This is a genomic window from Caulobacter sp. BE254 (genome assembly GCF_031457295.1).
Classification (GTDB): Bacteria; Pseudomonadota; Alphaproteobacteria; order Caulobacterales; family Caulobacteraceae; genus Caulobacter.
The window spans coordinates 102,902-115,007 of the sequence record NZ_JAVDWJ010000002.1 but is presented as its reverse complement, the minus strand read 5'-3'; the positions used below and the strand labels follow the sequence as shown (position 1 = coordinate 115,007).

Annotated in this window: 7 protein-coding genes; 6 read left to right on the top strand and 1 reads right to left on the bottom strand. The window is 65.6% G+C overall.

The features are described from left to right. Window positions 1–25: 25 nt before the first annotated feature. Complete coding sequence (locus J2X41_RS04620; RefSeq protein WP_310079978.1) at window positions 26–2,233, bottom strand: ATP-binding protein; 2,208 nt, start codon at window positions 2,231–2,233, stop codon at window positions 26–28. A 559-nt stretch (window positions 2,234–2,792) separates the two neighbouring features. On the opposite strand from J2X41_RS04620, the gene J2X41_RS04615 reads away from it, so the two are divergent. The 6 genes from J2X41_RS04615 (at window position 2,793) to J2X41_RS04590 (ending at window position 12,042) form a co-directional block, all read left to right on the top strand. Next, window positions 2,793–4,163: a BNR repeat-containing protein gene (locus tag J2X41_RS04615; RefSeq protein ID WP_310079976.1), complete on the top strand. Its 1,371-nt coding sequence runs from the start codon at window positions 2,793–2,795 to the stop codon at window positions 4,161–4,163. Window positions 4,164–4,509: 346 nt separating this feature from the next. Continuing rightward, window positions 4,510–5,361, top strand: coding sequence for a 5-dehydro-4-deoxy-D-glucuronate isomerase (gene kduI, locus J2X41_RS04610; RefSeq protein WP_310079974.1), 852 nt, complete (start codon window positions 4,510–4,512; stop codon window positions 5,359–5,361). 70 nt (window positions 5,362–5,431) lie between these two features. After that, a complete protein-coding gene (locus tag J2X41_RS04605; protein ID WP_310079972.1) occupies window positions 5,432–6,643 on the top strand; it encodes a glycoside hydrolase family 88 protein in 1,212 nt (403 codons plus the stop codon). 8 nt (window positions 6,644–6,651) lie between these two features. Beyond that, a complete protein-coding gene (locus J2X41_RS04600) occupies window positions 6,652–7,908 on the top strand; it encodes a DUF2264 domain-containing protein (protein ID WP_310079970.1) in 1,257 nt (418 codons plus the stop codon). A 97-nt stretch (window positions 7,909–8,005) separates the two neighbouring features. Further along, window positions 8,006–8,806: an IclR family transcriptional regulator gene (locus J2X41_RS04595; protein WP_310079969.1), complete on the top strand. Its 801-nt coding sequence runs from the start codon at window positions 8,006–8,008 to the stop codon at window positions 8,804–8,806. 371 nt (window positions 8,807–9,177) lie between these two features. Then, complete coding sequence (locus J2X41_RS04590) at window positions 9,178–12,042, top strand: TonB-dependent receptor (RefSeq protein ID WP_310079967.1); 2,865 nt, start codon at window positions 9,178–9,180, stop codon at window positions 12,040–12,042. Window positions 12,043–12,106: the final 64 nt, after the last annotated feature.

Here is a 12,106-nt window from a genome sequence, read left to right as displayed (position 1 = left end):
GTATAAGCGGTGTAGGCGGCCGAGGCTAGGTTTCCAGTGAGAGACGGCCTGGCTTTTGGTCTGGAGACGCTCGGTTCGCCGAGAGCGGGCCGCCTCGAATAGCGGCGGGGCTTGCGGGAAGAAGGTCGCCTTGCGGCCCCAGTAACCTGGCGATCGTCTCGATGAGATCGCCCGCGACGATCGGCTTGGTCAGAAATGCGTCGGCGCCCGCGCCGAGCCCGGCGGTCTCGTGTTCGGGCAAGGCGTTCGCGGTCAGCATCACGATCGGGGTCGCGACCGCGCCAACCTCGCGTTCGGCCTGGCGAATATGGCCGATGGCCTCCAGGCCGCCCATGTTGGGCATCTGCATGTCCATGAGCACCAGGTCGTAACCACCGGGCCGGAAGCGCGCGACGGCCTCCCGCCCGTCGACGGCCATGGTCAGGTCCACGTCCAGGCCCTCGAGCATCAGGCTCACCACCCGCCGATTGATGTCGTGGTCCTCGGCCAGCATGATTTTCAAGGTTCGCCCCGCGTTCAGGATCGGCTCGACAAGGCCTTTGGGCAAGGACGGGCGATCGTCCGCCGTCGCGACGGCGAGAAACAGGCTCACGGTAAAGCGCGATCCTTCGCCTGGGACGGAAACAGCCTCGATCTCCCCGTTCATCAGGCGGGTCAGGGCCAGGGAAATCGACAGGCCAAGACCTGTGCCGCCGAACCTGCGCGTGATCGAGCCGTCGGCCTGGGCGAAGCGCGCGAACAGGCGGCGACCGGTCTCGGCGTCGAAACCAATGCCGGTGTCCGCGATCGTCAGGCTGAGCGCCTGTCCGCCGTCGGTCTCGGGACCGGCTTCGACGCTCAACTCGACCTGGCCGCGATCGGTGAACTTGATGGCGTTGGAGATCAGGTTGCCGAGGATCTGCTTCAGGCGCGCGGCGTCGCCGACGTGCCGATCGGCGACGGTTGGCGCGATGCGAAGCTCCAGGGCAAGCCCCTTCTCCTCGGCCTTGGCCCGGAACAGTTCGACGATCGCCCGGCAGGTCGCCCGAAGATCGAAGCTTTCAGCATGGATGGCCAGCTCCCCGGCCTCGACTCGCGCCAGATCCAGGACGTCGTTGAGCAAGACCTGCAGGGAATCGGCGCTGGTTTCGACCAGTTGGACCATCTCCCGCTGTCTTGGCGCCAGGTCGGTGCGAGCGAGCGCCTCGACGACGCCGATTATGCCGTTCATCGGCGTGCGGATCTCATGGCTCATGTTCGCCAGGAATTCCGACTTGGAGCGGCTGGCCGCCTCAGCCTTCTCCTTGGCCTTGCGCACCGAGGCGTAGGCGCGCTCCAGTCGCTGGGCGCTGCGGTTGCGCACGCTGAGCGCGGCGGTGGCGGGGACAGCCGCGGCGAAGGCCGAGGCAATGAACAGCTGGACCATGAACTGCTGGCGATAGGGATCGGCGGGCGCCATGAAGGCGATCGGGCCGTGGCCGTTGGCTGTCAGCGCCATGGCGACGACGCCGGCCGTCAGCACCGAGGCGTAGACCCATCCTGGTCCGGCCCGGAACGCCGTCAGCACCAGGGCGGGCATGACCAGTGTCAGGGCGATGAATTGGTCGGAGGTGAAGGACACGATCGTCAGGGCGACCGTGAGCGCCAGCAGCAGGAAGCGTTCCAGGCGCGGCCCGGCCGCCGCATGGAACAGCCGCTCCTGCTTGAACGGCAGCAGGGCCGCCGGGGTCGCGATCAGCAGACCCAGACCGTCCTCCAGCGCCCATTGCAGCCAGGCGTGGGCGAAATCGGCGAAGGATCCATCGATCAGTCCGACCAGGAGCTGGCCGACAAGGGCTTCGATCGCCGCGGCGGTGGCGGCGATCAAGGTGAAGATGAACAGGCGGCGGGCGCGCGAAAGGTCGAGCGCCGCCCCGCAGAAGGTCCGGGTCAGCATCGCTCCGCCAAACGCCAGCGCCTGGTTCAGGCTGCTGAACAGCACAGCGTGCGCCAGGTCGATCCGGCCGATCCAGTTATGGGCGAGATCGATGCTGAAGCAGGCGAGACAGAAACCGAGGCCGAGCCGCGGCGACAGAACCAGGATCGCGGCCAGCAAGACGCCGTTGGAGGGGAAGAAGGCGACGGCGTCGCTGATGTCGCGACAGAACAGCCAGATGCAGAGCTCGATGGCGACATAGGCCAGGAACAGCGCCGCGGCGGCGGATAGGCCTTGCGGCGGATCGGCCGGTCGATAGAGGCGAAGGCGAGCGGTCATGCGCAGGCCTCCTTTCGGCCCGAGGCGCGGCAGGCGCCGCGGATTCCGAAGGTCCGTCCTGCCGAACTGGAGGTTCAGCCCCGCGGTTTCGAAAGAGGAATTTCAGCACCGAGCCAGCACCGACGCGTCGAGTCGTCGATTGCTCAAGCGATTGCGTAAGTCGATCGTCCGTCCCCAGCCAAGATCCATGGCGCAGGAGAATGGCGGCAAGGTCAAGGAACGGTAAAACCAGACGATCCGGCTTGTCGCATCTGGCTTGGCGCGGGTTACGCTCAAAGCGGGTAAAGCCCTCGCGGTTAAGCGTGTTTTGCGCGTGGAGATTGGAAAAGGCGGGCGATCACGGTGAAATTCGCGGCGGGGGCAGGCTTTGGAACTCCAATGCGGCCATTGCCTTGGCGACGTCTTGCCGCACCGCGCGGCCGCCCGTTCAGACCGCGAAGAGGCCTTGCAGAGCCGCGGCTCGACGCCGTGATCGCCAAGCGTACGCGATCGGCTGCGTTGACTGTCGAGGTCTTCGTGGCGTTTCTGGCCGCATCTCTGGTCTCCGACGGGGCTTTTCATGCATCCTGACTGGCCGCGCGCCGTGGCTTCCGCGCTCGCCGGCGCGATCCTGGTTTTGAGCCCAGCGAGGACGTTCGCCCAGGCGCCCGAAGCGGACCATCCCGTTCGCGCCCTGCCGATCAAGTCCATCGAAGCCATCGACCAGGTCTGGTCGGGCCACAAGGTCGGCTTCGCCCTGGCCGCCGGCGCCAAGCGGATCTATGTCGGCTATTATGACGCCAACCGGCAATTGACGATCGCCCAGCGCGACAGGGCCGGGACCGCCTGGACCTATGTCAAGCTCGACACCTGGCTGGGGTGGGACAGTCACAACTACGTCGCCATGGCGGTCGATCCGGCCGGGCAGCTGCATGTGATGGCCAACATGCACTCCGAGCCGCTGATCTACTTCCGGACCACCGGAAGCGACGACGCTCGCGATCTGCGACGGCGGCCGAACATGATCGGACCCGACGACGAGGCCCGTGTCACCTATCCGACCTTCCTGCACGACGCCGGCGGGCGGCTGATCGTCAAATATCGCTCCGGACGAAGCGGGTCTGGCGATGAGATCTACAATGTCTTCGACCCTGCCACCGACGCCTGGCGACGTCTGCTCGACACCCCGCTGACCAGCGGCGAGGGCAAGCACAACGCCTATTTCGTCGGGCCGGTGCTCGGCCCCAACGGCATGTTCCATGTCGTCTGGGTCTGGCGGGATTCGCCGGACGCCGCGACGAACCATGATCTGAGCTACGCCCGCAGCCGCGACCTGGTCCATTGGGAGCGATCGGACGGCGCTCCCCTGGCCCTGCCCATCACGCTGGGCCAGGCTGAAATCGTAGATGCGGTTCCGGTGCGGGGCGGCATGATCAACAACAACACGGTGCTGGGTTTCGATTCCGCGGGGCGGCCGGTCATTACCTACCACAAGTTCGATGCGGCCGGAGATACGCAGGTCTACCTGGCTCGGCGTGAAGCCGGCGGTTGGCGCAGCGTTCCGGTCAGCCGCTGGAAAGGATTCCGGTGGGATTTCGGCGGCGCCGGCAGCCTGGCTGGCCAGGTGTCGGTCGGCGGCGCTCGACCGGCCGGAGCCGGGCGACTCGTCGTACCGGTGGTCCGCGAGGGGCGATCACTCGAACTGGTCGTGGACGAGGCCTCGCTGGCGTTCGTCGAGGAGCGTCCCGTGGCCAGTCTCGCCGACCAGATGGCCGGCAAGTATCCGCTGTCCGCCGACATGCGGTTCAACGTACTGCCGCTGTCGATCGGATCGACCGAGGCCTACGCCCTGGCCTGGCCCACGCGCCCTCCGAACCGCGACCAGCCTACCGAGGATATTTCCGCGCCGACCACCCTGCGGCTGCTGAGCCTCAAGGCCGAGCGGCCCTGATCGGATCCTTCCAAGGTCTCCGCGGTACGCGTGACGAGCGTTTGCGTCACCGTGGCTTGGCGATGATCCGTTCCGGATAGACACTTCGAGCTTCGTGAATTGAAACGGCGTCCATATCGGCTTTTGCCCACATAGGATGTCCGCCATGGCGCGTCTGGGCTCTGAATTCCCGGGATCAAAGAGATCCGTTCCGATTTGCGGACTTGCGTTTCAGAAATCTATTTGTCAGATAAATGCGATAAGGTCGGGACAATTCAGTTGGGGGGAGGCCTATGCCGGCGGTCCATATCGCACCGGGCGCGGAGCGTCCCGGCGGTTTGTCGAACAGGGCCCGGGAGCGTCGGCCTTGACGTACGACAAGGTCTTCTACGCCACGCATCCCGACATGATGGCCGGGGCCAGCAATCAGGATCTCCGCGACCGGTACCTGATCGAGGGCCTGTTCGTCGCCGGCGCCGTGAAGCTCAACTACCTGCATCAGGAGCGGCTGGTGATCGGCGGCGCCGCGCCGCTGGACGCGCCGGTCGCCCTCCCGACCCAGACCGAGCCGCCGTCGCTTGCCGGACAGCCGTTCCTGGCCAGCCGGGAGATGGGCGTGGTCAATGTCGGCCAAGGACCCGGCCGCGTCGTCGTGGACGGACAGGTCTTCGTTCTGGAACCCCTCGACGCCCTTTACATCACGCGGGGCGCGGCCGATGTCCGGTTCGAGAGCCTCGACGCGGCCGTTCCCGCCCGTTTCTACCTGGCCTCGACCCCCGCCCACGCCGCCTTCCAGACCAAGGCCCTGTCGACGGCGGCGGCCATCCCGTTAGAACGCGGGGCGCTCGAGACCGCCAACCATCGGATCATCTACCAACTGGTCGTGCCGGGCGTCTGCGCCTCGGCCCAGCTGCTGCTGGGCCTGACCATCCTGCAGCCGGGCAGCGTCTGGAACACCATGCCGCCGCACCTGCACGACCGCCGTTCCGAAGCCTATTTCTACTTCAGGCTCGGGGCGGACCAGCGGGCGCTGCATTTCATGGGCGAGCCCGACGCCACGCGGCACCTGGTCGTCGCCAACGAACAGGCGGTGATCTGCCCGCCCTGGTCGGTTCACAGCGGCGTCGGCTCCGGCAGCTACGCCTTCATCTGGGCTATGGGCGGCGAAAATCTCGACTATGACGACATGAACGTGCTCGACATCTGTCAGCTGCGATAGCGATGACGCGTCCAGGACCGGGCGAAGCAACAAGGAGGCGGGGGCGAACCCGGCCTGTACGGAGGAAGCGATGAAGTTTGTTTTCCACGCGGCGGTCGGGGTCGTGGTTTCGCTGGCGACGCTCGCGCCGCTGGCCGCGACCGCCGCCCAGGGGGAGCTGGCGTCCGCCCAACCCGCGTCCACCAAGGCCGCGGCCGTTCCCTATGCCCGCGCCGAGGTGCTGCGGTTGGCCGAGAAGGCGGCGGACTACCAGCTGGCCACCATGGCCGCAGGCTACATTCCGCCGAACACCTCGGGCGACACCGCCGATCCGAAGGGTTGGGTGCAGGGCGCTCTGTTCGTCGGTCTGCGGGACCTCGCCGACCGGTCCGACAACACCGCCTATCGCCAGGCGATCCTGGCGCGCGGCCTGGCCAACCAGTGGCAGCTGGGCAAGCGCTTCTACCACGCCGACGATCACGTGATCGGCCAGGCCTACCTCTGGGCCTCGCGCCATGGCGGCGGCGACGCGGCGATCGGGCCGTTGCGCCAACGCTTCGACGCCATCCTGGCCTATCCGCCGAAGGTGGGGCTGGAGCACGCCGAATACACCGACCCGCGCGGCGTCGACTGCGACCAGCGCTGGTGCTGGAGCGACGCCCTGTTCATGGCCCCGGCCACTTGGTTCGAACTGAGCAAGGTCACCGGCGACCCGCGCTACGCGGCCTATGCCCGCAAGGAGTTCGCCGCCGTCACCGACTTCCTCTACGACAAGGACGAGCATCTCTACTACCGAGACTCCCGGTTCTTCGCCCGTCGCGGCCCGAACGGCGAGAAGGTGTTCTGGAGCCGGGGCGACGGCTGGGTGTTCGCCGGCCTGGCGCGCATCATCCCGCTGCTGCCGCCGGGCGATCCCGACCGCGTCCGGATGGAGACCATCTTCAAGGAGATGGCCGGCAAGCTTAAGACGATCCAGAAGCCCGACGGCTACTGGTCGCCGTCATTGCTGTCGGACCCGGCCAAGTCGCCGCCGGAATCCAGCGGCACGGCCTTCTTCACCTACGGCATGGCCTGGGGCCTGAAGGCGGGATTGCTTGATCGCCCCACCTACGAGCCGGTCGCGCGCAAGGGCTGGACCGCCCTGACCCGCGCAGTGCACCCTGACGGCAAGTTCGGCTACGTCCAGCCGGTCTCCGACCGTCCGGAGAGCGTCAGCTACGACGACACCCAGTTCTACGGCGTCGGCGCCTTCCTGTTGGCGGCGACGGCGATGGCGGATCTCGACCTCAAGCCGGTTCGATAGGGGCGACCATGCACAAGCGCGACTTCATGAAGGCGGCCCTGGTGAGCGCCGCGTCCCTGGGCGCCGGCGGGACGGCCAACGCCGCCAAGCCAACCCCGTCGTCGATCGACGACCGCGCCTACATGGCCGGCCTGCTGGAGAAGATCGCCAGCCCCGTCCTGTCGGCGATGTCGAAGGGCGAACTGAAGAAGACCTTCCCGCTCGAGCTCAGTCCCACCTGGGACGGGCGGGAGTCCGGCGTGGCCTATCTCGAGTGCTTCGGTCGCATGATCTCGGGCCTGTCGCCGTGGCTGAGCCTGCCCGAGGACGCCACGGCCGAGGGCAAGGTCCGCAAGCGGCTGACCGAGCAGGCCCTGCAGGCCTACGTGCATTCCGTCGATCCGAGCAGTCCGGACTACCTGCTCTGGCGCGGCCATGGGCAGGCCCTGGTGGATTCGGCCTATTTCACCCAGGCTCTGCTGCGCGCGCCCAAGGCCCTGTGGGAACCGCTCGACGCGACGACCAAGAAGCGCATCGTCGAGGAGATCAAGGGCCTGCGCCGGGTCAATCCGCCGTTCATCAACTGGCTGCTGTTCGCGGCGATGAACGAGGCCTTCCTGCTGCAGATCGGCGAGGAATCCGACCCGATGCGGCTCAACACCGCGGTACGCAAGATCGACGAGTGGTACATCGGCGACGGCTGGATCAAGGACGGCTCGACCTTCCACTTCGACTACTACGGCTCGTTCGTGATGCACCCGATGATGATCCAGGTGCTGGAGGTCATGGAGGCCAACAAGGCGCCGTTCTGGAAGGACGACCTGACCAAGTGGCGCGAACTGGCCGTCAAGCGCGCCCAGCGCTACAGCGAGCATCTGGAGCGGTTCGTCTCGCCCGAGGGGACCTTCCCGCCGTTCGGCCGCTCGCTGACCTATCGCACCGCGGTGTTCCAGCCCTTGGCCCTGCTGGCCTGGCGCAAGACCTTGCCGGCCAAGCTGTCCGAGGGGCAGGTGCGCTCGGCGCTGGTCGCCGCGCACAAGGCGATCTTCAGCCAGCCCAGCAACTTCACGAAGGACGGTTTCCTGACCATCGGATTCGCCGGGCACAACCCGGCCCTGGGCGACTGGTATTCGAACAACGGCAGCATGTATATCACCGCCGAGGGCTTCCTGGCCCTGGGGCTCCCGGCCTCCGACAGTTTCTGGACGGCGCCGACGCAGCCGTGGACCCAGAAGCTGGCCTTCGCGGGCCAGCCGTTCCAGAAAGACTATGCCGTCGACTATTGAACCGGAACGGCGGGCTTGGGTGGTCATTGCATTTTGCCGGCGGGATCGTATCACTATCCGGTACGGCCCACGGCAATCTCGCCGGGGCGCCCGCTGAATGGCTGACATGAAGGACATCGTCCCGACGGACACCGACGAGGCCGGCGCGTCGCGAACCAGCGCTGGCGCCCAGACCCTCTTCAAGGGGCTGGAGGTGCTCAGCCGGGTCGCCAAGGGCGACACGACGCTGGGCAAGATGGCCAAGTCGCTGGACCTGAACAAGACGACCGTCCATCGCCTGGCCTCCACCCTGGTCGAGGCAGGGTTCCTGTCCTTCTCGCCGCGGGACGGCTACGCGCTGGGGACCAAGCTTCTGGAACTGGGCTACGCCGCCTCCCAGCAGATCACCCTGACCCGCGTGAGCCACGATCACCTGCGCCAGCTGTCGATCGATACCGGCGATACGGTCAATCTGGGCGTGCTGGATCGCGACCAGGTGCATTATATCGACAAGATTCCCGGGACGCGGCGCATCGAGGTGCGTTGCGTCATCGGCGAGCGCCAGCCCTTGCGGCACACCGGCCTGGGCAAGGCGCTGCTGCTGGACGAGGGCGAGGACGTCCTGCGCGAGGTGTTCCTGCGCGAGGCCGCGGTCTTTCCCCGCTATCGCTACGACCTTCGTCAGTGGCTGGAGATCATGGCCCGGTACCGGACCCTGGGCTACGCCCTCGATCTTGACGAGAACGAGGATCACATCCGGTGCGTGGCCGCACCGATCCGAGACATGGGCGGCAAGATCGTCGCCGCAGTCTCGGTGTCCTCGATCGCCCAGTACATGGACGACGCCCGGATCGCGACGGTCGCCGCCTACGTCAAGGAAACCACTCAGAAGATCAGCGCCGAGTTCGGCTACCGCTGAACCGGGGCGATTCGCGGTTTAGGAGCGCCGCGACAGGATCCGGACCTCGCTTCCGTGCGTCCGGATGCGGATTTTCATGTTGCCGTCACGCAACATTGGTTTCCGAAACGCCAGCCTGCCTGAAAAATCATACAAATGACGTTCCCATATGTGTTGCATCGCTTCGCTATGTGTTACGCCTTGGATCAGAAGCGAAAAGCTCGACCGAGGAAAAATGCCAGGACCGATGATGCGGTGCTCGACCGCCTAGACGCTAGGACAGCGTCTGTCTTCGATTTTTGAAACGCGCCGCCCGTGAGCGGGCAGCCTCCTCGACTTCGTCGAGCGGGGACGGGATCTGCGCGGCCAAAGGGCCGCGAGGGGAGGGAACCATGAAGAAGCAACTGCTGCTGACGACGATTTTGACCATGGGAATGGGCGGGGCCACCGCGGCCTGGGCCCAGGACGCGGCGACGCCAGCCGCCGCCGCCAGCGACACCGTCGAAGAGGTCGTGGTGACCGGCTTCCGCTCCTCGCTGGAGAAGGCGCTGACGCTGAAGCGCGACGCGATCGCCGTCCGGGACTCGATCGTCGCCGAAGACATCGGCAAATTCCCCGAGGCCAACGTCGCCGAAGCCCTGCAGCGCATCCCCGGTATTTACATGACCCGCGATGGCGCTTCCAACGAAGGCCAGCGCATCGCCATCCGGGGCCTGGGTCCCGAATATACGGTGACGACCCTCAACGGCGCTCCGGTCCATACGACCTCGTCGACCAATGTCGGCGGCTCATCGCGCGACTTCAACTACGACGTCTTTGCTTCCGAGCTGTTCGGCCGCGTGGACTTCTACAAGACGCCCCTGGCCGAACTGGAGGAAGGCGGGGTCGGCGGCGTGGTCGATCTGCAAACGCCAAGGCCGTTCGACGGCGCCGGCGGCCAGGTTCTGCGCTTCAACGCGGTGGCCTCCTACAATACCGCGTCCAAGAAGATGGACCCCAACGTCTTTGGGCTGTTCTCCAAGACCTGGAACAATTGGGGCTTCCTGATCGGTGTCGCCCACTCGACCAGCGTCAACATGAAGTCGGGCTTCGAGGCGACGGGCGGCTACAACAGCAACTATCTGGCTGGCCACCCCGTCCCCGTCGACACCAAGACGCCGCCGACCCTACGCAATGGTCCCTTCAACATGGCGCTGGACTGGGCCGATCCGCGCGCGGCGGGCATGCTTGGCAATCGAACGGCGATCGACAACGCCTATCTGTCGCGCTTCTACCGCTACTACGGCGCCGAGAATACGCGCGATCGCGACGGCCTGGTGTCTTCGCTCCAGTACAAGAACGGCAAGCTGGACGTGAGCTTCGACACGCTGCTGTCGCACCTGCAAGACTCGCGGGACGAATTCACCTTCGGCCTGCCGATCCGCAACTCGGCCACCACCAATGTGGCCGCCCGTCCGGGCACCGCCGGTCACAACGGCCTCGTGCCCATCAACGTCAGCATCGTCGACGGCAATCTGCTCCAGGGAACGTTCGGGAACACGTCCTATCTGGGCGAGAGCTACTACTATAACGCCGAGACGAAGTTCGCGTACGGCGGCCTCAACGCCAAGTACCAGGTCAACGACTCATTGAAGTTGACCGGCCAGCTCGCGGCTTCGGACAGCCGGGCGTTCTACGACAACAAGCGGATCGTCTCGAACATCTATGGCGTGACCTCCACCCTCGACTGGGGGAGCAACCGGGTCTATCCGGGCCTTTCGGCGCCGGGCGTCGACTTCACCAACCCGGCCAATTTCGAAGATTTCAGCACGGCCGTGGACTGGAATCGCGAAGTGGACAAGGAGCGGGTCGCCAAGCTGGTGGCCGACTGGGACTACGGGCTGGGCGACTGGAAGGGCCACCTGAAGGCCGGCCTGTCCTACGTCGATACGACCAAGCAAAAGACCAAGCGCAACGGAACCGCGATCGTCCAGGCCCGTCTGGCCGCGATCGGCGCCGCGGGGCTGCGCGCCTCGATGCTGCATCACGTGCCGCTCGACAACCTCGTCATCGGCGACAACTACCCGCAGCAATGGGCCACCTTCTCGCGCGACTATATGATCAGCGTGCTGGACCCGGTCGGCGCGGCCATGGCCTCGCCGATCGATCTCTCCACCAGCTTCACCGCCGACGAACAGGTCAGCACCGCCTTCATCCAGTCGGATTTCAGCGGACAGGTTCTTGACCGCGAACTGCGCATCAACGCCGGCGTGCGTTATTCGCAAACCGACATGACTATCGACAACTTCAAGAAGACGGGGGCCGGCGGCGCCTACCAGCCCAATACCGAGGAGAGCAGCTACAACAACACCCTGCCTTCGGTCAGCTTCGCGTACGACGTGATCCCCAACGTAGTCTGGCGGGGTTCCTGGGGCAAGACCATCACGCGAGCCTCGCTGTCGCGGATCGCCGCTCAGACGGTCATTCCCAATATCTACAACACCTATGCGACCTCGGGTAACCCGGACCTGAAGCCGGAGGTCTCGACGAACTGGGACACGACGGCCGAGTGGTACTTCGGGCGCGGTGGCATTCTGAGCGCGGGTTACTTCAAGAAGAAGCTGGAGGACACGACGATCGCCCAGCGTTCGGTCGTGCCGTTCTCCAGCCTCGGCCTCCCCGACCAGTCGCTGGCCATCATCTGGCAGACGCAGAACGGGCACGTCGACCCCAACCTCCCAATCGACGTCGACACCTTCATCAATGGCGGCACGGTGAATCTCGATGGTCTCGAGTTCGCCTACCAGCAGTCCTTCGATTTCCTGCCAGCCCCGTGGGACGGGTTTGGCGCGCTCGCCAGCTACACCAAGGTCAATTCGAAGAGCAACGATCTGAAGTATCGTAAGCAGGACGGGTCGATCGATATGGTCAACCGCATCCCGAAATACTCGTACAGCCTGACCGGCTACTACGAAAAGGGCCCGCTGGGGGCGCGGCTGACCTACAATTACAAGGCTCGGAACATCATCGACACCAACCCCGATGGTTCGGACCTCGAGCGGTGGCACGCTGGAGCCGGCTACCTCGACGGCAACGTCAGCTACAAGATCAACGACGCCCTTGAGCTGCGTCTCGATGTCCTGAACCTCACCAACACGTTGGGCTTCGACTATTTCGAAGACGTCGCGGGTCGCTACGGCAACGGCAAGAAGACCCGCCTCGACTACGCCAAGTACGACGGCCGGACGATCAAGTTCGGCGTACGCGGCAAGTTCTAGTTATCCGACGGGAAGGCCTCGGCCTTCCCGTCGACGCCCCGTTGAGGCGCGGAATACAGCTATC

Excerpts from the sequence above, each read along its gene's own strand:
- J2X41_RS04620 (WP_310079978.1), bottom strand. The coding sequence starts at position 2,233 with ATGACCGCTCGCCTTCGCCTCTATCGACCGGCCGATCCGCCGCAAGGC.
- J2X41_RS04615 (WP_310079976.1), top strand. The coding sequence starts at position 2,793 with ATGCATCCTGACTGGCCGCGCGCCGTGGCTTCCGCGCTCGCCGGCGCG.
- J2X41_RS04605 (WP_310079972.1), top strand. The coding sequence starts at position 5,432 with ATGAAGTTTGTTTTCCACGCGGCGGTCGGGGTCGTGGTTTCGCTGGCG.
- J2X41_RS04600 (WP_310079970.1), top strand. The coding sequence starts at position 6,652 with ATGCACAAGCGCGACTTCATGAAGGCGGCCCTGGTGAGCGCCGCGTCC.
- J2X41_RS04595 (WP_310079969.1), top strand. The coding sequence starts at position 8,006 with ATGGCTGACATGAAGGACATCGTCCCGACGGACACCGACGAGGCCGGC.
- J2X41_RS04590 (WP_310079967.1), top strand. The coding sequence starts at position 9,178 with ATGAAGAAGCAACTGCTGCTGACGACGATTTTGACCATGGGAATGGGC.